This is a genomic window from Kitasatospora brasiliensis (assembly GCF_032654805.1).
GTDB lineage: Bacteria > Actinomycetota > Actinomycetes > Streptomycetales > Streptomycetaceae > Kitasatospora > Kitasatospora brasiliensis.
Genome location: NZ_JAUOOW010000006.1, coordinates 493,217 through 512,509, shown reverse-complemented (window position 1 = coordinate 512,509; position 19,293 = coordinate 493,217). Strand labels below are relative to the sequence as shown.

The following is a 19,293-nucleotide window of genomic DNA, read 5'->3' as shown; positions in this document are numbered from 1 at the left end:
GTCCTTCCTTCTTCGCGTGCGATCCCGACGTGCCGGGTGTGCCGGGCCCGCCGGATGTGTGGCCTGACGTGCCGGACGTGCCTGACGTGCGGTCCCACGGCAACCCCCGAGTTCACCACCGGTCTCCCCGTGGTGATCGTCCCGAACCCTAACCGGTGGCCGTTGGGGCGGAGCGGGCGCGGGGCGTCAAACCACCGTCAACGCCCCGCTGACGGGCCGTGCGCTACCTCTCCCGCGCCCCTCCCCGATGCCGTTTCAGCGCGCGACCGGCCAGTACCGGTCGGCCTCGTTGAGCATGTACGGCTTGAGCCAGCGATCGTACGAACGGGCCCAATCGCCGCGCGCGTAGTAGTCGGCCAGCACTTGGTTGACCCGGGCGGTCAGATCGGTGCTGTCCTTCAGCATCGCGACGCCGACCACCTCCGGCTGGGCCTCGCCGTCCACGATCCGTACGGTCTGGTCCTGCGCCGCCTGACCGGCCGCCAGTCCGTTGTCGGTCATGGTGGCGTCGACCTTGCCGAGCTGCATCAGCACCAGGCAGTCCAGCTGGTTCCCCACCGTGACGACCTGTCGGCTCTTCTTGTCCTTGACCACGTTCTGGGCGGTGGAGCCGTCGGCGACGCAGACCGACTTGTCCTTGATCGCGTCGTCGACGTCCTTCGCCGGGGACGCCTTCGGCACCAGGACGCGCTGGGTGATGTTGAAATACGGCTTGGAGAAGGCGACGTCCTCCATCCGCTGGCAGTTGATCGTCATGGTGCGGACGACCAGGTCGACCCGGCCCTTCTTGATGGCGTCGATCCGGTCGGCGGTGGCCACCGGCTTGAGCACGACCTTGTCCGGGTCGCCCATGACGGCCGCGCCGATCGCCCGGGCGAGGTCGATGTCGAAGCCCTCGATCTGGCCGGTGTTCGGGTTGCGGGCGCCCCAGCGGTAGCTGTTCTGGTCCACGCCGATCACCAGGCCGCGCTTGGCCTTGATGGCCTTCACGGCCGGGCCGTCCTCGGTGCTCGGCGGCACGCTCTTGTAGACGTCGCAGCCGTCGGTGGGGCCCTGCTCCTGCTGTACGGCCAGGGGCGCGGCTTGTACGGCCGGGGGCGCGGTGGCTCCCGTGGGCGCGGCGCCGACCGGGCCGCCCCCGGCGAGCACGGCCGCGCCGGCCGCCAGCAGGGCCAGCGCGGCGGCGGGCCTGGTCCTCGTGGTGAATCGTCTGTCGCGCATCGGTCCGTCTCTCCCCCTTCGCCCGTCTACCGGTACTCGGCCAGTCGCCGGCCCAGGCCGCGCAGCGCGGCGGCCGCGGCCACCAGGCCGAGCAGGGCGGCGGCGACGGCGGCGGTGCGCAGGCTGCCGCCGGTGCCCTCGGCGGCCCGCTCGAAGCGGTCCTGTTCGATGTCGGCGGCCCGCGCGAGCGCCTTGTCGGTGGCGTTGAAGGCGGCGTCGGCGGTGGCCGCGTCGCCCTTGGCCGTCACGGTGAGGTCCAGGGCGCCCTGGTAGTCGGCGGCGCCGACCTCCAGGTTGCGGGCGTCGTCGTGGCGCCCGCTCCAGGTGCCGTACTGCGTCATCGCGTTCGCGATGGTCGGGGCGGCCTGCGCGGGGGCGAGTTCGAGGGCTTGCCCGAGCGTGCCGCCGCCCCGACCGATCGTCTCGTTCGGCTTCGGGGCGTGCCCCAGCTCGCCGGTGATCTTCGCCCACTGGTCGGCGTACTTGGTCGTCGAGCCGCGGGCGACGAAGTGCAGGTTCTCCGCCAGCCGGGCGCTCAGCACGTCCGCCCGGGCCGAGTTGAGCGCCTTCAGCGGGGCCGCGCCCTCGTGGTTGCTGCGGTGCAGCGCCGATTCGGTGACCAGCCCGGTGACGGTCAGCCACAGGGCGCCGGCCAGCACGGCGGCGGTGGCGCCCAGCAGCCCGATGTTGAACACCCGGTTGGTGCGGCGGAACAGCGTCAGCTGCACCCAGGCCAGCGCCGCCAGGGCGACCAGCGCCAGCCCGTACGCGGCCCAGGGCACCGCCTCGGCCTCGGCGTAGTCGTCGGCCAGCTCCTGGTTCTCGGCGGCGGCCAGCTCGGCGGCGGCCGGCAGCAGGACGTTCTGCATCTGCTCGGAGGCGTACCGCAGGTAGGCGCCGCCGAGCGGGATGCCCTGCCGGTTGTCGGCCCGGGCGGTCTCCACCAGCCCGGCGTACACCGGGAGTTGCTGGTTCAGCCGGGCGAGCGAGCCCTGCGCCGGGGAGGTCGCGGTGGTGCGGGCGGCGGCCTGGGCGATCAGCTTGGCGGCGGTGGAGACGTCCTGCTCGTAGCGGTTGCGGACCTCTTCGGGCTCGGAGCCGGCCAGCAGGAAGCCGCTCGCCGCGGTGGTGGCGGCGTCGGCCAGGCTGCGGTGGATCTCGGCGGCGTCCCGGCTGAGCGGCTGGCTGTACGAGACCACCCGGTCGGCGGCCTGCGCCCTGGTCTCCAACTGCCAGGCGGTGAGACCGCCGAAGGCCACGGTGAGCACCGCGAGCACCACCCCGGCCAGCCTCAGCCGACCGGGCGGCGTGCGGGTGGCCTGCGCGAGCCGGGCGCGCGCGCCGGAGGCCACGGCCATCGGGGGGCGCTTCGCGGGCGCCCCGCCGGGTCTGGGCGCCGGGGGAGCGCCGCCGGGCCGCACCAGTGGCGCCGCCGCCGTGGTGGCCGGCGTGCCAGGTGCTGCGCCCGATGCTCCCGGCGGCTGGTTCGGCCGTACCGGGAACGCGGCGCCGGACGCGCCGCCGCCTACTGGTGTTGCCACCCGCCTCATCCTCCCCTGGAGCCGGGCCCGTCCCCGGGGCCCGACCGATGGCAGCAGTATGGCCGTGACTCCCCCCGACCACACCTGACTTGCGCCGATCTTGAGCATGTCGTACACGCTCCCCCGACGGCTCCCCGCCAAGTGGTGAAGCGTCCGACGCGGGCGGCACCCTACGCGGTTCCCCCGGCCGGGCGGAGCGCGAGGGTCCGGTCGCGGGTGTGCGTTCCCGCGTGCGGCGCCCCCTCGCTCCGTACGATGGAGGTATGCGCTTGCTTGGAACGATCTCGCCCGACCGTCCGCTGCTCGTCGTCGCCGTGCGCGAGGAGGCCGCCCACCTGGACGGCCGGCTGCCCGTGCTGCTCACCGGGATCGGCAAGGTCAACGCCGCCGTCGCCCTGGCCACCGTCCTCGCCCAGGGCGAGAAGCCCTCCGAGGTGATCAACCTCGGCACGGCCGGCGCGCTGCGCCCCGGCTTCGAGGGCACCCATCACGTGGTCCAGGTGATCCAGCACGACCTCGACACCGCCACCCTGCACGCGCTCACCGGGCGTGAGTACGGCGCGCCGCTGGTGATCGGCAAGGGCGACGGCCCGGTGCTGGCCACCGGCGACCTGTTCGTCTCCGACGCGGCCGCCCGCGACCGGCTGGCCGAGCACGCCGACCTGGTGGACATGGAGGGCTACGCCGTCGCCACCGTCGCCCACCGGGCCGGGGTGCCGGTGCGGCTGGTCAAGCACGTCAGCGACGAGGCGGGCGACGGCGCCGGTCACACCTGGAAGGAGTCGGTCGACGACTGCGCCCGGCACCTCGCGGACTGGGTGGCCGCACAAGGCTGGTGACGCTCGTTCAGGTCCTGGCTAGGGTGACGCGGTGACCGAGACGAGCAAGATCTCCGACGTGCGCCCGCCGAGCCTGAACGCGGACGAGCCGACCACCCTGCTGTCCTTCCTGGACTACCTGCGCGCGGCGGTGATCGCCAAGCTCGACGGGATCGGCGACGAGGACGCCCGGCGCCCCGGCGTCGCCTCCGGCACCAGCCTGCTGTGGCTGGTGCGGCACCTGGCCGTGACCGAGGACAACTGGTTCGGCTGGGCCTACCAGGGCCTGGGCGAGGAGCCGCTGGAGTCGGACGAGGAACCGCTGGACGGCGCGACCGTGGCCGCCGAGCTGGCCGCCTACCGGGAGGTGGTCAGGCGCTCCAACGCGGTGGCCGCGGCCGCCCCGGACCTCGACCGGCCCGGCGTGCGCTCGCTGCGCCCGGACGACACCGAGGGGCCGTCGCTGCGGTGGGTGCTGGTCCACATGATCGAGGAGACCGCCCGGCACGCCGGGCACGCGGACATCATCCGCGAACAGCTGGACGGCGCGGTCGGGCGCTGAGGAAACCGGAGGGGCGGGAGGGCCGCAGCCCTCCCACCCCTCTCGGCTCTGTTCAGCCCTTCGCGGCCGTGAGCACCTGCTCCGTCGTCACCACCTTGGCGAAGCGGTTGGCGTGCAGGGTCGTCACCGTGGCGCGGACCAGGTCGGCGGCCGGGACGGTGGTGCCGTCGGGGCCGGTCATGTCGAAGGTGTGGGTGGCGTCGGTGGGGAAGACCGCGTCGTAGCCGAGATTGCCGGCCATCCGGGCGGTGGTCTCGCAGCACACGTTGGTCATGATCCCGGTGATCACCACCTGCCGGGCGCCGCGCTCCTGGAGCCAGGCGTGCAGGTCGGGGGTGCCGTAGAAGGCGCTGTTGACGGTCTTGGTGATGTGCAGCGCCGGGGCGGCTCCGAGGAGGAAGTCCTTCAGTGCGAAGCCCGGGGCGCCCTCGGCCAGCGGCCCGGCCTTGGAGGCGTGCTGCACCACGACGATCGGGCGGTCGGTGTCCTGCCAGGCGGCGACCAGCTCGGCCATCCGCTGCTCGGCCTGCGGGTTGTCGCGCACGCCCCAGAAGGCGCTGTCCTCGAAGCCCCGCTGGACGTCGACGAGCAGCAGGACGGCGTCGGGGTCGAGGGTGAGCGGGGCGTCGAAGGCGTCGGTGTTCGTCATGCCGTCCATGGTGGTCGGCGCCGCCGGGGAGGCGTGATGGGCAGGGATGCCACCCATCGATAGATTCCCGCCATGCGAACTGTGGGTTGCCTGATCTTCGACGGCGTCCGGGCCTTCGACTACGCGGTGATCGGCGAGGTGTGGGCGAACCGGGTCTCCCGGCCCGGCCTGCCCGTCTTCGACCTGCGGGTCTGCGGGCCGCAGGGCGCCCGGGTGCGGCTCGGCGGCGGGCTGGAACGGGTGCCCGACCACGGTCTGGCGGCGCTGGCCGACTGCGACCTGGTGGTGGTGCCCGGCATCGAGGACCCCGACGTCCGGCGCGACCCGGAGGTCCTGGACGCCCTGCGGGCCGTCGCCGCCGCCGACGTGCCTCTCGCCTCGCTCTGCGCGGGTGCCTTCGTCCTCGCCGAGGCCGGCCTGCTCGACGGCCGGGAGGCCACCACCCACTGGGCGCTGGCCCCCGAACTCGCCCGCCGCTTCCCGGCGGTGACGGTCCGGCCCGACGTGCTCTTCACCGGCGGCCAGGGCCGGTGGACCTCGGCCGGCGTCGCGGCCGGCATCGACCTCTGCCTCCACCTCGTCCGCACCGCCCACGGCCAGCAGGCCGCCGCGACCATCGCCCGGGCCATGGTCACCGCGCCCTTCCGGGCGGGCGGCCAGGCCCAGTTCATCCCGTCCCCGGTCCCGGAGGCCGCCGCCGACGACCCGCTGGCCTGCCTGCGCGCCGAGGTGCTGGCCGCCCTCGACCTGCCCTGGACGGTGCGCCGGATGGCCGGCGCCGCCCTGATGTCCGAACGCACCTTCGCCCGCCGGTTCACCGCCGCCACCGGAGCCACCCCGATGCGCTGGCTCCTGGACCAGCGCGTCCTGGCCGCCCAGCGGCTGCTGGAGGAGAGCGACCTGCCCGTCGACACCGTCGCCACCCGCAGCGGCTTCGCCTCGGCGGTCTCGCTGCGGCCGGTCTTCACGGACCGGGTGGGCGTCGCCCCGAGGGAGTACCGGCGGGCGTTCCGGGGGCGCTTTCCGGGGGAAGGTCAGACGCCGACCGGCAGCGCCACCACGATCTCCTCGTCCTCGAAGTCCCCGGTCGGCCGGAAGCCGATCGAGGTGTAGAGGCGACCGGCGGAGGCGTTGTCCGGGTGGTACGAGAGCCGGATCTCCCGGCACTCCGGCAGCGCCGACAGCCGCTCGATCACGGCGGCCATGGTGGCGCGGCCCACGCCCCGGCCCTGCTCGGCCTCGCTCACCACCATGCCGCCGACCCAGTGGGTGCCGTCCTCGTCGTCGTACGCCCACATCACGTGGCCCACGATGTCCTCACCGGCACGGACTCCGAGGGACGTCCAGACCCCGCCGCGCTGGGAGAGCAGGAGGTAGCGCGCCGCGAGCGCGGCCACCCACCGGCGCTGGTCGTCGGCGGGTGCCACATCGGCGACATCGCGCCAGTTGTCCTCCGTGATCTCTTCGAGCGCGACGGCTCGTCCCTGGCGGTCGGTGATCCGCTGCCGCTCCATGCGTTCCCCATGTCCGTGCTGGTCAGAGCGGTGACCATAAGCGGGAGAACGGGCGTTCGGACAGCGATTTTCCGCGCGCCCGGGGAAGGGGGAAGGGGGAAGGGGTGGCGGCCCTCAGCGCCGCCACCCCGTTGGCTTCTCGGCACGGGGGTCGGGGTTCGTTGAGTCAAACCCCACCTTGGGGTGAAGTCCTCAGGTCCCCGGTGGCCGGGGTCAGCCGGTGGCGAGCTCGCGCAGGAGCTTCTTGTTCGGCTTGCCGACGGGCGTCAGCGGGATCTCGTCCACGAGGTGCAGCACCTCGGGGGCGAAGATCCGACCCTTGCGCCCGGTGACGAACGCCCGGAGTTCGTCCAGGGTCGGCCGCTGCCCCGGGACGGGGACGACGGCGACGTGGACGTGCTCGGCCTCCTGGTCGTCGCGGACCCCGAAGACCGCGCAGCGGGCGACGGCGGGGTGGGTGAGCAGGAGGTCCTCCACCTCGGAGGGGTAGACGTGCCCGCCGACCACGATGATCAGGTCCTTGACCCGGTCGGCGAGGTAGAGGTAGCCGTCCTCGTCGAAGTAGCCGACGTCGCCGGTGTTCAGCCAGCCGTCGTGCAGCACCGCCGCGGTGAGGTCGGGCCGCTTCCAGTACCCGGCCATGACGTTGGCCGAGCGCAGGTGGATCTCGCCCTGCTCGCCGGTCGGCAGGTCGGTGCCCTCGGGGGAGCGGATCTCCACCTCGACGTCCGGGACGGGCCGGCCGACCGACACCTGGCCGCCCTGGCCGATCCGGCCGTGCTCCTGCGGGGTGAGGACGGAGATCAGCTGCGCCTCCGACATCCCGTAGATCCCGTACAGGACGGGCCCGATGACCTTGAGCGCCTCGCGGATCCGGGTCGGCGAGGAGGCGCTGCCCCCGTACGCGATGTGCCGGAGGCTGGACAGGTCGGTGCGGCTGATCGCGGGGTGGTCGAGCAGCTGGTGCAGCAGCGGCGGCAGGGCCCAGAGGTCGGTGATGCGTTCGCGCTCGATCGCGGCCAGGACCGCGCCCGGCTCGAAGGAGCGCTGGAGGACCACCGTGCCGCCGCGGTGGAGGGTCATGTCGGAGAAGATGCCGGCCATGTGGGCGAGCGGGGTGGCGGCGAGGAGGCGGGGCGTGCCCTCGTCGGGGTCGCTGCCGACCGGGGCGGAGAAGATGCGGCTGTACGGGCCGTGCAGGCTGAGGATGCCCTTGGGGATGCCGGTGGTGCCGCCGGTGTGGCGGATGCCGAGGTCGTCGTCCGGGCCGATCCGGACGTCCGGCGGCTCGGCGGGGCGGTGGGCGGAGGCGGCGATGACGTCCTCGCCGACGGGCTCCGCGGTGCCGCCGGCTTCGGGGGCCGGGCCGAGGGTGAGGACCGTCGGCACGTCGATCAGCGGGAGCAACTCGTGGGCCTGGGCGTACCGTTCGGCGTCCACGAGCAGCACGGTGGTGTCGACGCTGGCCGTGATCTCGGCCAGCACCGGGGTGCTCATGCCGTCGTACAGGCTCACCACCCGCGCACCCGCGAGGTTCGCCGCGTGCCGGGCGCTCAGGGCTTCGGGGGTGTTGCCGGTCAGCAGGGTCACGGTGGTGCCGCGGGTGACGCCCCGGGCGATCAGCTCGTGGGAGAGGCGGTAGGTGGCGGTGGCGAAGTCGCCGGCGGTGATCGAGGCGCCGTCGGCGGTGACGATGGCCTGCCGGTCGGGGTCGGATGCGAGGGACCGGAGGATCATCTCCGGGCCGCTGACGAACTCCGCTTCCCGCATGGCTACTTCTTCCTTGTAGTTTGCAACCATGGCCACAGACTAACTCCGCGCCCGTCGCGGTGCCGGGTGGGTTCGGCGGGCCATTGGCGTGAACGGATCGCCGACGGCGCGTATGTGACGGTGATTCAGGACACGCGCCCCGCATCGCTTGTGCGCCCCCCGTGTGTCACCCCCGCTCGGAACGCCGACGGGGGCCGGAGGGCGAGGTCGGTGGCGGTGGCCCAGTGCTCGGCGGAGGCGGTGACGATCACATAGCCCGACCGGGAGGGGGGCAGGGGGATCAGCGCGCTGCGGCAGCCGTGGCTGTGGTGGACCTCGACGGGGACGGGGACGCCGTGCAGCAGGACCCGCCCCGGGGTGGGCGGGCCGTCGAGCGGGGCGAGCCGGGTGTGCGGGTCGAGGCGGTCCGAATGGGCCAAAAAGGTGGAGAGTTGGGACTGCGGGGTGGTGAGCGAGCCCACCCGGTGGCCGGTCGGGACGGGGCGGGAGGTCTGGACGACGGCGACGAGCTCGCCGTCCAGGTGGTAGTTGAGGTCGAGGTGGCAGAGGTAGCCGTCGGAGGCCAGCCGCCCCATCAGGAACAACCACCCGCGCGGGCTCTCGCGGAGTGCGGCGATCTGCTCGCCCCACTGCTCGGCGGTCTCGCGGTGGGTCGGTATGTGGATGTCGCGCGGGCGGGTGTCGCGGAACAAGGGCATTCCCAACGGGCGGTTGACGGGTGGTCGTTGGGATGAGTATGCGGTTCCGTGCGGCGGTTCGGGGGTGGATCGGTCGGTGGGCGCGGACGCGGTGCGGGAGTGACCGATTTCGGAGGGGGCTGATCACGGCGACGTACGTTCCGACCACGCCGAGGCCGTCGATGCCTGGTGCGGGGCCGCGCTGTGACCGGAGGCCGCTGTGCTGCCGGGGTGCGCAGGAAGTCGGCCGGTCCGACTTCCCGCGCACCCCGGGGGAATCCGGCTCAGGGGGCCGTCCAGGACAGTCGTATCGTCTCCAGCTCGGGGTCGTCCAACAGCGCCTCGATCAGGGCCGGCGGCCCGGCGACCTTGGTGCCCCACAGGTCGTAGTCGGTGCCCAGGAGCCAGGAACGGTCCTCGGCGCAGAGGTTGGACGGGCTGCAGTCGGCCACCGGATTGTCGTAGAGGAGCTCGGCGTCGCCGAGGCGGCCGGCCTGGAGGTGGAGGTTGTCGAAGTCGGCGCCGCTGAGCATCAGCGGGTTGTAGTAGGCCAGACAGCGGGTGTCCGGGCCGGCGGGGCTGAACGCGGTGAGGACGGCGATCAGCCGGTTCCAGGTCTCCCGGTCCAGGCTCCCCTCGGCGGGCGGGATGATGCCGAGCGGCCAGCTGCCCTTCTTCGTGGCGGAGGGGAAGCAGTGGTGGCAGGGCGGCATCCCGTCGGGCACGACCGGGTCGCCGGTCCTGCGGGCGAGCTCCGCCCAGCGCAGCCGCCGCCACTGGGGGCCGGGGTGCTCGGCGCGGCCCACACTGCCTCCCGTGGTGACGCCGGCGGCGTCGAAGTCGATGCCCGCGAACACGGTCCGCTGGATGCTCCCGTCCGCCAGCCCCGCCTGGCGGTACTCGTGGTGCGACACCTCGCCCGGCCCCCGCTCGTGCTCGTACATGGCGTTGAGCACCCAGACCGCGTCGGGCATCGGCGGCGGCATGAACCCGAGGGTCCCGTCACCGCACAGCTCCCGCAGCCAGTCGCCCTCTTCCGACGGCACGCGCGGCCACAGGTCCGACAGCAGATTCGATTCTTCTGACATGCGCGGCATTGTCCCAGCGGCCCCTCCTGCCTCACCCGCAAGGGGGCGCCGACAGGGGCGGGCGGGCGATGGACGACGGGATACAGCTGATCAGCGACGGCGAGGGGCTCGCGGTCATCGGGAAGCAGGCGGATGCCACCGGGATCGTCGGCACCTACACCGACCCGGGCCACGTCTTCGCCTACGACGACGGCGAGGTCCGCCAGGAGTTCTCCATCCGCCTCCTCGGACGCCCGCTCGGCGGGGAACTGCGGGTGTCCGACGAGTCCCACGAGGTGGCGTGGTTCACCTCGGCGGAGACGGATGAGCTGCCGGTGGTCCCGAGCATCCGCAAGCGGCTGGCCGGCCGGTGCTCCGGGGCGATCCCGGTGGTGCGCTGGCTGGTGGCCGTTCGCGCAGCAGTTCAAGGGGGCGGGGCACCCATCGGTGCCCCGCCCCCTGCGCGTCTCGCGCCTGTGTAGAGGGACCGCCCCGGGGGTGGTCAGAAGCACCGCTCGGGATGGTCTATAGTTTTCCTCATCACCCAGATGCGCGGGTGGCGGAATAGGCAGACGCGCTGGATTCAGGTTCCAGTGCCCGAAAGGGCGTGGGGGTTCAACTCCCCCCTCGCGCACAAACCGGGACGGCCGGTCGATCTTCGGATCGACCGGCCGTTTCGTTTTCCGCAGGCGTCGAGGGTCAGTTGGCGACGACGGTGGCGGTGGCCCTGGTGCGGTTGAGTTCGGCGTCGGCGATGTACAGGGAGAGGTTCACCGAGGACCTGGTCCACGTGTCACCGGACGTGGCGACGCTCACCGGAACGGTCGCGGTCTCCGTCGTGTCGGTGCAGGTGACATAGGTCGAACCACTGCCCGACACACCGGATTGCGTGGCCTGGACGGTGATGGCGGCCGACTGGAAGACCGAGAGGCACCGGTAGGTGACGGAGACGTTCAGCGTCTGTCCGGCATTCGCGACGGTGGCGCTGTTGGCGCCGATCATGAGGGTCGCGGCGCTCGCGGGCGCGGCCGCGAGGATCGCGCTCGCCGTGGCGAGGGCGGGGACGGCCAGGAAGCGGGCGAACTTGGTGCGAATGGGTGTGCTCATGACAATCTTCTCCATGGGTGGTGTCGGGCGAAACGCGGTGATCGCGGGGAGCGTCCGAGCCCATGTTGCTGTCCGCTGCCGATTCCAGGGCCACAGGAGTCGGTGGACGTCTGAAATGGCACTGCGATGTGGCGTGGAGTTGCCATCGGCGGCCGGGAATCGAGAAGGGCCGGTCGACCTGGTGGTCGACCGGCCCTTCTGCTGCCGGGAGTTGCGGATCGGTCCGAGGGCTTCAGGCCTCCGGCGGGGCGGGGTTCGTCAGCCGTTCTGCCAGGTGGCGCCCGCGCCGGTGAAGGCGCCGGTGACGCCGGTGTCGTCGGACCAGATGAAGAAGTTGGTGTGCTGGACTCCGTCGCTGGTGACGACGGAGTTGGTGTCGGCGACGCCGGCGCCGTTCTGGTCGGCGACGAACTGGCCGGCGCCGTAGTTCGCGTCCAGGCCTTCCTGGGCCGAGGCCAGGCCGGCGCAGCCGATCACGAGCGGGGCGGCGAGGGCACTGACGGCCAGGACACGCTGGAAAGCGCGCATGATGATCTCCTCCGGGGAGTTCGAGCTCAGGAGCGGCGGTGCCGATCGGCCCGCCTGAACCAGGGAGCCATGCGCCGACAGCCCCCGCAAGCAGCGACGCCATCCGAACGGAGCTGATGGTACGTCAGGCTCGCCGCGCTGACCTGCGGAGATGCCGATTGAGTGATCATATGGTGAGTTCCTTCGGGTGGCGGAGCGGGGGCTGCTCGGCAGCTCACCGCGCGGAGGTCCACCAGGGTCAGCAGTCCCACCAGTGCTTTGCGGTCGCGCACCGTCCGGCGATCCTTGCGGCGTCGTCCGACCTCCGGGCTTTGACCAGGTCCTGCAAGGTCTGAGCGTTGGCCCGGAGTTCGGCGGAGAAGCACGAGGGGTTCTGGAGGATGAAGTTGGTTGTGGTCAGAGACCAGGCGTCAGCCTTGTCGCTGTCGGCCGGAGGGGCGGTGCCGTGCCGGTCCATATCGCGCATGACCTGATCGCATGTCGATGAACTGTTGTACTCGCTGGTTGGTTCAGATGGCTGGCCGCCGATGAGGGCGACTGCGACTATGGCAACAGCGGCAGTCATGGCAGCGGCAATGCCCAGGCCTGAGGCATTGCGCTTCTTGGGCTCGGTGTCCTGTGAGCCGGGGGGATCTGGGTTCGGAGCTGTCACATGCAGATCGTCATGGCGCTCCGCCCGGGTCGTCCACCGTGTCGATGAGGTGTGACTCAAGTGCAACTTTGGTGGCGTGATTGCCTGGCGGTGGTCGGGCGAGGGCGCTCAAGGTGCTCCCTCGATCGGGGGAGGGCTGTTGCGGGACGGGCCGTGATACTGGCGAACATGATCAAGGGATTGCAGCCGCTGCTGCGCAGGTCGACGTACACGGGTGTGCTGTTCGCGGTGTTCGGGGCGCTGGCCGGGCTGCCGGTGGCGATGGTGGCGCTCGGGGTGACGCTGGGGCTGGACGGGCGGCCGGAGTCGGCCTATGTGGCGCTGCCGGTGTGGGCGGTGCTGCTCGGGGTGGTCGGGCTGTCGCACGTGGTGCGCCGGGTGCTGGTGGCCGGTGCCCGGCGGATGCTGGGCGTCGTGCTGCCCGGCCCGGTGAAGGGGGCCACGGGAGAGCGGTGGCGGACGCCCGCGTTCGTGGTGGCGCACGTGGCGCTGGGGTGGATCGTGCTGATCGGCGGCGGAACGCTGCTGGTGATGGGGATGGCGCTGCCGGGGCGGTCGGCCGTGGGCGCGGCACGGGTGAGCCTGTTCGGCTGGTCCACGGCGCTGACGGGTGCCTGGGCCTGGATCGTGGCCGCGCTCTGCCTCTTCCTCGCCGCGGCGCTGTTCGTCGCCGTGTCGGAAGTGCTGCGGTGGCTGGCGCCCCGACTGCTCGGGCCCTCGCCGGCCGAGCGGCTCGCCATGGCCGCCGAGCGGGAACGGCAGCTGGCCGAACGCAACCGGCTGGCACACGAGTTGCACGACTCGATCGGACACACCCTGACCGCCGCCACCATCCAGGCGGCCGTCGCGGGCGAGGTACTGGCCGCCGACCCGGTGGCGGCACGGGCCGCCATGCGCAGCATCGAGGAATCGACCCGGGCCGCGCTGGAGGACCTCGACTACGTGCTGGGCATGCTGCGGGAGGAAGAGGCGGGCGCGGCTCCGGTCCGTACCCTTGCTGACCTGCCCGAGCTGATCGACCGCTTGCGGCACGCGGGCGCGGTCGTGGTGCCGCAGACCTCCGGGGACCTGGCGCAGGTGCGGGGCACGCTCTCGCGGGCCGCGTACCGGATCGTCCAGGAGGGGCTCACCAACGCACTGCGGCACGGCGCGGGCGGGCCGATCGAGCTGCGGGTGGCGGCGGGGGCGGAGGAGTTGGAGCTGAGTGTGGTGAACGGGGTGAGCCGGGGCGGTTCTGCCGGCTTCCCGACCTCCGGGCACGGTCTGCCCGGACTGGCCGAGCGGGTGCGGCTGTTGCACGGCGAGTTCGAGGCCGGTCCGTACGGTGAGGGGCAGTGGCGGCTGGGCGTGCGGCTGTCGATGCGGCGATCGGTGTGAGCGGGTGGGGTGTGAGCGGGTTGGGTGTCGGTGGCTCGGGTGTGAGCGGGTCGGGTGTCGGTGGCTCGGGTGTCGGTGATGTCACTGTGCTGATCGCCGATGACGACCCGATCACCCGCAGTGGGCTGGGCACCCTGCTCGGCGCCCAGCCCGGCATCACGGTGGTCGGGCGGGCCGCCGACGGGGTCGAGGCGGTCGTGCAGGCCCGGCTCTTGCGGCCGGACGTGGTGCTGATGGACGTACGGATGCCGCGCCGCAACGGCATCGAGGCGACACGCGAACTGCTGCGAGAACACGGCGACTTGTTCAAGGTCGTGGTGATCACCACCTTCGAGAACGACGGCTACGTCACCGCCGCGCTCAGCGCCGGCGCCAGCGGCTTCGTGCTCAAGCGGCTGCCCGTCCCGCAGATCGCCGAGGCGGTGCGGGTGGTGGCGGCCGGGGAGGCGGTGCTGTTCCCCGCCGCGCTGCGCCGGATGGTCGCGGCCCGGCCGCTGGACTCGGCCGAGGCGCTGCCCCGGGCGGGGCTGACCGGGAGGGAGGAGGGGGTGCTGCGGCTGATGGCGACCGGGCTGTCCAACCCGGAGATCGCGCAGGCGCTCGCGGTGAGCCTGGAGACGGTCAAGACGCACGTGGGGAACGTGCTGGCCAAGTTGGGGGCGCAGAACCGGACGCATGCGGTGGTGATCGCGTACGAGAGCGGGCTGGTGGTGCCGGGGGTGCCCGGGGTGTAGGGGGAGGAGTGCGGTAGTTTCTGGGCGCACGGCCGGAGGGGCTGTTGACGGGTGGGGAGGCAGCCATGACCGGTGACGCTCGTGGGGTTCGTGAGGCTCGGGTGGGGCGCGGGGGAGGCGTCGGGCGGGCCGTACTGGCCACGTTGGGGCTCCTGTTGGTCGCGGTGGTGGTGTTCGTGCTGCTGGGGATGGTGCCGGCGGACTCCGACCTCGGATCGGTGCTTCGTGCGGCGGGCGGCAGCCTGCTGGCCGGCCTCACGCTCGCGTGGGCGGGCTACCTGAGGCGGAGTCTGCGCCGGCGGGGGTAGTTGTCGTCGCTCGGTCGGGGGCGCTATTCCTTGGGGGTGCTACGCCTGGGGGCGTTATGCCCTGAGGTGTTGCGCCTCGGGGTGTTGCGCCTCGGGGTGTTACGCCCTGGGGTCGATCGGGGTGAGGGTGCCGAAGCGGTCCTCGACGGCCTGGGCGGCGGCCAGGCAGAGGTCCTCGCGGAAGGCCCGGCCGACGAGTTGGACGCCGGTGGGCAGGCCGTCCGCGTCCAGGCCGGTGGGGATGGCGACGCCCGGGACACCGACGAAGCTGCTCACCGAGCAGAGCCGCCTGCCGAAGGCGACCCGGTCGCGGCCCTCCTGGTCCCGGGACTCCAGCCGGGGCTCGACCGGCGGCTCGGTGAACACCGGGCCCAGCAGCAGCGGGTACTCGTGCAGGAACTCCGCCCAGGCGCGGCGGACACTCATCCAGGTGCTCATCAGGCGGATCAGGCCGGCGGCGTCGGCGCTCGGCGGGGCGCTGCGCATCGTCAGCTCGATGAAGCGGTCGCCGCCCTCGCCCAGCAGCTGCCGCACGGCTGGCCAGTTCGGCGCGAACTCGGTGGCGCAGAGCCGATGATAGGTGTCGTAGGCCTCGTCCATCCGTGGGACGTCGGGGACCTCCCGGACGTCGTAGCCGGCGTCGTGCAGCGCGTCGGCGGCGTCGGCGATGGCGCGGCGGACGGTGGGATGGACGCCGTGGCCGCCGGGGTCGGCGACGACGGCGACCTTGATCGGGGCAGTGAGCGGCTCTCCGTACAGCGGGGCGGGCACGGCGCGCGGGTCGCGGGGGTCGGTGCCGGCCAGCGTCTCGTAGGCGAGCCGCAGGTCGGCGACCGTACGGGCCAACGGGCCGTCGGTGACCAGGACTTGGGAGGCCGGTCCGGGGTCGTCCGGGCCGATCAGGCGCTGGTCGGCGGGGAATCGGCCGAAGGTCGGATTGAGCGCGGCGATCCCGCAGAAGGAGGCGGGTATGCGGACCGAGCCGCCGGAGTCGTTGCCGAGCCCGAGCGGGGCCATCCCGGCGGCGACGGCCACGCCGTCCCCGCCGCTGGTGCCGCCGGGGGTGCGGCGCGGGTCCCAGGGGTTGCGGGTGTCGCCGTACAGCACGCTGCGGGGGTGCATCCCGGCGAGGATCATGGTCGGCATGTTGCTGTGACCGATGGGGATCGCCCCGGCCGCGCGCAGCCGGCCCACCGGGACGGCGTCGGCGGCGGCGACGTGGTCGCGGAAGTGCGGAGTACCGAAAGTGGTAGGCACACCGGCGATCGGGGTGGACTCCTTTACGGTGAACGGCACGCCGGCGAGCGGGCCCAACTCCTCGCCCGCGGCCCGGCGGCGGTCGATGTCCTGGGCGTCCGCACGGGCGCGGTCGGCGAGGAGCTGGGTGACGGCGTTCAGGTGGGGGTTGACCTCGGCGATCCGGGCCAGGTGGCTGTCCATCACGTCGAGGGCGGACACCTCTCCGGCGCGTACGGCGGCGGCGATTTCGGTGGCGGGCTTGCTCCAGAGGGGCATGGGGTTTCCTTGGTCGGGTTTCGGGTGGGGGTGCGATGCGGGTGCATCGGTGTGGGTGAATCGGTGCTGTTGCTTCGTTGCGGGTGGGGCGGGTGCGATCGCATTGCCGTGGGTGAGTCGAGTGCATCGCATCGGTTCGGGCGTATCGATGCAGGTGAACCGACTCGGTTGCGTCGAGTCGGCTGCACCGACGCGGGCGCGCCGATTCGGATGTCCGGTTCGGGTGGGCCGGTTCAGCCGTATCGGTGCGGCGGTATCGGTACGGGCGTGCCGGTTCTGGCGCATCGATGCAACCGCATCGATGCGTTCGCATCGGAACTCACCATAGCGACGCATCGATACGCTTGCATCGAATAATCCGGGATTGAACGGATCGGAGGAGGCCGAAGATGCCGAAGCAGGTCGACCACGCGGGCCGGCGCCAGCAGATCGCCGAGGCCGTCTGCCAGTTGGTGGACGAGTGCGGGCTGGAGGGCGTCACGCTGCGGGACGTCGCCGCGCGGGCGGAGGTCTCGATGGGGGCCGTCCAGCGCTGCTTCCGCACCAAGGAGGAGATGGTCCAGTGCGCGCTCGTGTACGTAGGCGACCGGGTCACCGAGCGGGTGCGGCATCGGCTCAAGGCTGGTCCGGCGCAGTCGGCGGCCAGTGAACTCGGGCTGGTGGCAGGCGAGGTGGCGCTGCTGCGGGAGGAGCACCGGGCCGAGGCCAGGATCTGGCTCGCCTTCCTCGCCGGAGCCGCCGTCAACCCGGGGCTGGCGGAGACCCTGCGGAGCAGTTACGCGTCGCTGGAGGAGCTGATGGTGCGGCTGATCATGGAGGCCGCCGGGGGATCGGTAGTCGGTGGGTCGGCACTGGGCGGGGTGTTCACCGACGGGGCGGCCTCGGCGCGGACCGAGGCCCACGCGCTGCTCGCCCTCGCCGACGGGCTCACCGCGCACGTCCTGATCGGGCACCGGACGGTGGCGGAGGCCGAGGACGTCCTGCACGCGCACCTGGCCGGTCTCTGGGCGCGCTGCTGAGCCCCGCTCGCTGAGCCCGCCCTCAACCCTGCCTGCCGGACCGTGGCCCCGTTTGCCTGCCCAGTCCCTTCGCGTCGGTACCGCCGCATCGGTACTTCCGCGCCGATACCGACGCATCGGTGCTGTCGCATCGGTATCCCCGCATCGGTATTCCCGCACCGGTACGGGGGTACCGGTGCGGCGGTATCGGTACTCCCGCACCGGTGGGAGGATCGCCACCGAGCACAGCCGACACCAGGGAGGGGCAGGATGACGGGCGCGGCGGGTGGCGTACAGGAGCATCGATTCACCGACCCCGGCGTCACTCTGCGCCAGTTGGCCGACGAGGTGCTCGTCCGCTGCCCGGAGTGCGGTGGCCGCGCCCTCGTTCTGGCGCGGCCGGGCGGGGAGTGCGAGCACCGGTGGATCGGCGGGCGGGAGCACACCCGTCGGCTGCTGAGTTGCGGTTGCGGGCGCGTCGTGGACGGGTTCCTGGTCGGGCGGAGGTTCGCCCCGGGCTGCGACCCGTACTTCGGCCTGCCGCTCTGGCTGGACGCGGAGTGCCGCGGTCGGCGGCTGTGGGCGTACAACCTCGCGCACCTCGATGTGCTGGAGGGCTACGTCGGGGCCGGGCTGCGCGAGCGCGGCACGGTGCCCGGCCCGATGAGCCTGGTCGAGCGGCTGCCCGCCTGGGTGAAGTCGGCCAGGCACCGGGACGCGGTGCTGCGGACGATCCGGAAGCTGCGCGCCACCGTCCCGCCGCCTCCGCCGTCATAGCTCCTGCCGCAGCTCCCGTCATAGCTCCCGCCATAGCTTCCGCCACAGCTCCCGCCACAGCCCCTGCCGTAGCCCCCGCAGCCGACGTCCAGTCCGTGGATGCCGGGGTACGGCAGTGGTCGGGTGGGGCAGGATCGGAGCCGAGTCCGCTGGAGAGACCTGTCGGGCACTCGTATGGGGGAGAGGCTGTTGTGACCGCTGTGGAGATCCCGGGATCGAAGTCCATCACCGCCCGGGCGCTGTTCCTGGCCGCCGCCGCCGAGGGCGTGACCACGCTGCGCCGCCCGCTGTCCTCGGACGACACCGAGGGCTTCGCGCAGGGGCTGGACACCCTCGGGTACCGGGTCGAGCGAACGGGCGGGGCCTGGCGGGTGGAGGGTCGCCCGGAGGGGCCCGCCGTGCCGAGCGCCGAGGTGTACTGCCGGGACGGCGCCACCACCGCGCGCTTCCTGCCCACCCTCGCCGCCGCCGGCCACGGCACCTACCGCTTCGACGCCTCCGCCCAGATGCGCCGCCGCCCGGTCGCCCCGCTCACCCGGGCGCTGCGCGAGCTGGGCGTGGAGCTGCGGCACGAGGAGGCGGAGGGGCACCACCCGCTGACGGTCCTCGCCGACGGCGTCCGCGGCGGTGAACTCACCCTGGACGCCGGGGAGTCCTCGCAGTACCTGACCGCGTTGCTGCTGCTCGGCCCGCTCACCCGGGACGGCCTGCGGATCACCGTCACCCGGCTGGTCTCGGCCCCGTACATCGGCATCACGCTGGCGATGATGCGCTCCTTCGGGGTCGAGGTGAAGCGCGAGCAGACTCCGGTCGGCGAGGTGTTCGACGTGCCCTCCGGCGGCTACCGGGCCGCCGACTACCCGATCGAGCCGGACGCCTCCACCGCCAGCTACTTCTTCGCCGCGGCCGCCTTGGCCGGCCGGGAGGTCACCGTCCCGGGCCTCGGCCGGGACGCGCTCCAGGGCGATCTGCGCTTCGTCGACGTGCTGCGGCGGATGGGCGCCCGGGTGGAGATCGGGGCCGACCGCACGACAGTGGCCGGCGACGGTCCGCTCGGCGGGATCACCGTCAACATGCGGGACATCTCCGACACGATGCCCACGCTCGCGGCGATCGCGCCCTTCGCCAGCGGGCCGGTGCGGATCGAGGACGTCCACAACACCCGGGTCAAGGAGTGCGACCGGCTGGAGGCCTGCGCCGAGAACCTGCGCGCGATGGGCATCACGGTGGCCACCGGGGACGACTGGATCGAGATCCTGCCCGGCACGCCGCGCCCGGTCGAGATCGCCACCCACTCCGACCATCGGATCGTCATGTCCTTCGCCGTCACCTCGCTGCGCACGCCCGGCATCACCTTCGACGACCCGGGCTGCGTGCGGAAGACCTTCCCGGGGTTCCACGAGGCGTTCGCGGAGCTGCGGGGAACCTGGGGGGTCTGACGGAATCCCGGTTGCCAGGCGGCGGGCGGGGCGGGGAGG

General features: G+C 72.7%; 21 protein-coding genes and 1 tRNA gene. 11 read left to right on the top strand and 11 right to left on the bottom strand.

Annotated features, from left to right (window positions below; all coding sequences use genetic code 11):
* Positions 1-255: 255 nt before the first annotated feature.
* Entirely contained in the window at positions 256-1,221 is a 966-nt protein-coding gene (locus QWJ13_RS25125) for a glutamate ABC transporter substrate-binding protein (protein WP_316527217.1), read from the bottom strand.
* 26 nt (positions 1,222-1,247) lie between these two features.
* Positions 1,248-2,579 carry a GlnX family signal transduction membrane protein gene (locus QWJ13_RS25120; protein ID WP_316527216.1) on the bottom strand — a complete coding sequence of 444 codons (1,332 nt, stop codon included), beginning with the start codon at positions 2,577-2,579 and terminating at the stop codon, positions 1,248-1,250.
* A 446-nt stretch (positions 2,580-3,025) separates the two neighbouring features.
* Here QWJ13_RS25120 and QWJ13_RS25115 point away from each other — a divergent pair, with 446 nt between their 5' ends.
* Positions 3,026-3,601 (top strand): nucleosidase, encoded by a 576-nt coding sequence (locus tag QWJ13_RS25115; RefSeq protein WP_316527215.1) that lies wholly within the window; start codon positions 3,026-3,028, stop codon positions 3,599-3,601.
* Positions 3,602-3,632: 31 nt separating this feature from the next.
* Positions 3,633-4,142 carry a DinB family protein gene (locus tag QWJ13_RS25110; protein WP_316527214.1) on the top strand — a complete coding sequence of 170 codons (510 nt, stop codon included), beginning with the start codon at positions 3,633-3,635 and terminating at the stop codon, positions 4,140-4,142.
* Positions 4,143-4,194: 52 nt separating this feature from the next.
* Here the strand turns inward: QWJ13_RS25110 and QWJ13_RS25105 are convergent, their stop codons facing one another.
* Positions 4,195-4,791: a cysteine hydrolase family protein gene (locus QWJ13_RS25105; protein ID WP_316527213.1), complete on the bottom strand. Its 597-nt coding sequence runs from the start codon at positions 4,789-4,791 to the stop codon at positions 4,195-4,197.
* Between the two features lie 72 nt (positions 4,792-4,863).
* On the opposite strand from QWJ13_RS25105, the gene QWJ13_RS25100 reads away from it, so the two are divergent.
* The gene (locus tag QWJ13_RS25100; RefSeq protein ID WP_316527212.1) at positions 4,864-5,904 is read left to right on the top strand and encodes a GlxA family transcriptional regulator; all 1,041 of its coding nucleotides are present in this window, start codon (positions 4,864-4,866) and stop codon (positions 5,902-5,904) included.
* On the opposite strand, the gene QWJ13_RS25095 is transcribed toward QWJ13_RS25100, so the two are convergent.
* The 4 genes from QWJ13_RS25095 to QWJ13_RS25080 form a co-directional block, all read right to left on the bottom strand.
* Complete coding sequence (locus QWJ13_RS25095) at positions 5,826-6,305, bottom strand: GNAT family N-acetyltransferase (RefSeq protein WP_316527211.1); 480 nt, start codon at positions 6,303-6,305, stop codon at positions 5,826-5,828. The two genes, QWJ13_RS25100 and QWJ13_RS25095, sit on opposite strands and share 79 nt — an antisense overlap.
* A gap of 213 nt (positions 6,306-6,518) precedes the next feature.
* A complete protein-coding gene (locus QWJ13_RS25090) occupies positions 6,519-8,075 on the bottom strand; it encodes an AMP-binding protein (RefSeq protein ID WP_316527209.1) in 1,557 nt (518 codons plus the stop codon).
* A gap of 125 nt (positions 8,076-8,200) precedes the next feature.
* Positions 8,201-8,767 (bottom strand): hypothetical protein, encoded by a 567-nt coding sequence (locus QWJ13_RS25085; protein ID WP_316527208.1) that lies wholly within the window; start codon positions 8,765-8,767, stop codon positions 8,201-8,203.
* A gap of 269 nt (positions 8,768-9,036) precedes the next feature.
* Positions 9,037-9,840: a hypothetical protein gene (locus QWJ13_RS25080; protein ID WP_316527206.1), complete on the bottom strand. Its 804-nt coding sequence runs from the start codon at positions 9,838-9,840 to the stop codon at positions 9,037-9,039.
* 68 nt (positions 9,841-9,908) lie between these two features.
* Here QWJ13_RS25080 and QWJ13_RS25075 point away from each other — a divergent pair, with 68 nt between their 5' ends.
* Together QWJ13_RS25075 and QWJ13_RS25070 are read left to right on the top strand one after the other, a co-directional pair.
* The gene (locus QWJ13_RS25075; RefSeq protein WP_316527205.1) at positions 9,909-10,301 is read left to right on the top strand and encodes an NUDIX hydrolase; all 393 of its coding nucleotides are present in this window, start codon (positions 9,909-9,911) and stop codon (positions 10,299-10,301) included.
* A 68-nt stretch (positions 10,302-10,369) separates the two neighbouring features.
* Positions 10,370-10,453 (top strand) — tRNA-Leu (locus QWJ13_RS25070).
* 65 nt (positions 10,454-10,518) lie between these two features.
* On the opposite strand, the gene QWJ13_RS25065 is transcribed toward QWJ13_RS25070, so the two are convergent.
* From QWJ13_RS25065 to QWJ13_RS25055, 3 genes are all read right to left on the bottom strand, one after another.
* Positions 10,519-10,926, bottom strand: a complete 408-nt coding sequence (locus QWJ13_RS25065) for a hypothetical protein (protein ID WP_316527204.1) — start codon at positions 10,924-10,926, stop codon at positions 10,519-10,521.
* Between the two features lie 258 nt (positions 10,927-11,184).
* Positions 11,185-11,454, bottom strand: a complete 270-nt coding sequence (locus tag QWJ13_RS25060; RefSeq protein WP_316527203.1) for a hypothetical protein — start codon at positions 11,452-11,454, stop codon at positions 11,185-11,187.
* A 238-nt stretch (positions 11,455-11,692) separates the two neighbouring features.
* A complete protein-coding gene (locus QWJ13_RS25055; protein WP_316527202.1) occupies positions 11,693-12,106 on the bottom strand; it encodes a hypothetical protein in 414 nt (137 codons plus the stop codon).
* A 168-nt stretch (positions 12,107-12,274) separates the two neighbouring features.
* Here QWJ13_RS25055 and QWJ13_RS25050 point away from each other — a divergent pair, with 168 nt between their 5' ends.
* The 3 genes from QWJ13_RS25050 (at position 12,275) to QWJ13_RS25040 (ending at position 14,525) form a co-directional block, all read left to right on the top strand.
* A complete protein-coding gene (locus tag QWJ13_RS25050) occupies positions 12,275-13,483 on the top strand; it encodes a sensor histidine kinase (RefSeq protein WP_316527200.1) in 1,209 nt (402 codons plus the stop codon).
* An 86-nt stretch (positions 13,484-13,569) separates the two neighbouring features.
* Positions 13,570-14,217, top strand: coding sequence for a response regulator transcription factor (locus QWJ13_RS25045; protein ID WP_316527199.1), 648 nt, complete (start codon positions 13,570-13,572; stop codon positions 14,215-14,217).
* Positions 14,218-14,282: 65 nt separating this feature from the next.
* Complete coding sequence (locus tag QWJ13_RS25040) at positions 14,283-14,525, top strand: hypothetical protein (protein ID WP_316527198.1); 243 nt, start codon at positions 14,283-14,285, stop codon at positions 14,523-14,525.
* 99 nt (positions 14,526-14,624) lie between these two features.
* On the opposite strand, the gene QWJ13_RS25035 is transcribed toward QWJ13_RS25040, so the two are convergent.
* A complete protein-coding gene (locus QWJ13_RS25035; protein WP_316527197.1) occupies positions 14,625-16,040 on the bottom strand; it encodes an amidase in 1,416 nt (471 codons plus the stop codon).
* Positions 16,041-16,429: 389 nt separating this feature from the next.
* Between QWJ13_RS25035 and QWJ13_RS25030 the strand changes: the two genes are divergently transcribed.
* The 3 genes from QWJ13_RS25030 to aroA all read left to right on the top strand — a co-directional run bounded on the left by QWJ13_RS25030 (position 16,430) and on the right by aroA (position 19,254).
* A complete protein-coding gene (locus QWJ13_RS25030) occupies positions 16,430-17,059 on the top strand; it encodes a TetR/AcrR family transcriptional regulator (RefSeq protein ID WP_316527195.1) in 630 nt (209 codons plus the stop codon).
* Between the two features lie 249 nt (positions 17,060-17,308).
* Positions 17,309-17,815, top strand: a complete 507-nt coding sequence (locus tag QWJ13_RS25025; protein ID WP_316527193.1) for a hypothetical protein — start codon at positions 17,309-17,311, stop codon at positions 17,813-17,815.
* A 191-nt stretch (positions 17,816-18,006) separates the two neighbouring features.
* Positions 18,007-19,254, top strand: coding sequence for a 3-phosphoshikimate 1-carboxyvinyltransferase (gene aroA / locus QWJ13_RS25020; RefSeq protein WP_316527191.1), 1,248 nt, complete (start codon positions 18,007-18,009; stop codon positions 19,252-19,254).
* The last annotated feature ends 39 nt before the right edge of the window (positions 19,255-19,293 follow it).

What these genes read in the sequence shown, in the direction of transcription:
- QWJ13_RS25030 (WP_316527195.1), top strand. Translation starts at nt 16,430, where the DNA reads ATGCCGAAGCAGGTCGACCACGCGGGCCGGCGCCAGCAGATCGCCGAG.
- QWJ13_RS25025 (WP_316527193.1), top strand. Translation starts at nt 17,309, where the DNA reads ATGACGGGCGCGGCGGGTGGCGTACAGGAGCATCGATTCACCGACCCC.
- QWJ13_RS25040 (WP_316527198.1), top strand. Translation starts at nt 14,283, where the DNA reads ATGACCGGTGACGCTCGTGGGGTTCGTGAGGCTCGGGTGGGGCGCGGG.
- QWJ13_RS25115 (WP_316527215.1), top strand. Translation starts at nt 3,026, where the DNA reads ATGCGCTTGCTTGGAACGATCTCGCCCGACCGTCCGCTGCTCGTCGTC.
- QWJ13_RS25065 (WP_316527204.1), bottom strand. Translation starts at nt 10,926, where the DNA reads ATGAGCACACCCATTCGCACCAAGTTCGCCCGCTTCCTGGCCGTCCCC.
- QWJ13_RS25080 (WP_316527206.1), bottom strand. Translation starts at nt 9,840, where the DNA reads ATGTCAGAAGAATCGAATCTGCTGTCGGACCTGTGGCCGCGCGTGCCG.
- QWJ13_RS25090 (WP_316527209.1), bottom strand. Translation starts at nt 8,075, where the DNA reads ATGCGGGAAGCGGAGTTCGTCAGCGGCCCGGAGATGATCCTCCGGTCC.
- QWJ13_RS25075 (WP_316527205.1), top strand. Translation starts at nt 9,909, where the DNA reads ATGGACGACGGGATACAGCTGATCAGCGACGGCGAGGGGCTCGCGGTC.
- QWJ13_RS25125 (WP_316527217.1), bottom strand. Translation starts at nt 1,221, where the DNA reads ATGCGCGACAGACGATTCACCACGAGGACCAGGCCCGCCGCCGCGCTG.
- QWJ13_RS25035 (WP_316527197.1), bottom strand. Translation starts at nt 16,040, where the DNA reads ATGCCCCTCTGGAGCAAGCCCGCCACCGAAATCGCCGCCGCCGTACGC.
- QWJ13_RS25105 (WP_316527213.1), bottom strand. Translation starts at nt 4,791, where the DNA reads ATGACGAACACCGACGCCTTCGACGCCCCGCTCACCCTCGACCCCGAC.
- QWJ13_RS25095 (WP_316527211.1), bottom strand. Translation starts at nt 6,305, where the DNA reads ATGGAGCGGCAGCGGATCACCGACCGCCAGGGACGAGCCGTCGCGCTC.
- QWJ13_RS25050 (WP_316527200.1), top strand. Translation starts at nt 12,275, where the DNA reads ATGATCAAGGGATTGCAGCCGCTGCTGCGCAGGTCGACGTACACGGGT.
- QWJ13_RS25100 (WP_316527212.1), top strand. Translation starts at nt 4,864, where the DNA reads ATGCGAACTGTGGGTTGCCTGATCTTCGACGGCGTCCGGGCCTTCGAC.
- QWJ13_RS25120 (WP_316527216.1), bottom strand. Translation starts at nt 2,579, where the DNA reads ATGGCCGTGGCCTCCGGCGCGCGCGCCCGGCTCGCGCAGGCCACCCGC.
- QWJ13_RS25060 (WP_316527203.1), bottom strand. Translation starts at nt 11,454, where the DNA reads ATGCGCGCTTTCCAGCGTGTCCTGGCCGTCAGTGCCCTCGCCGCCCCG.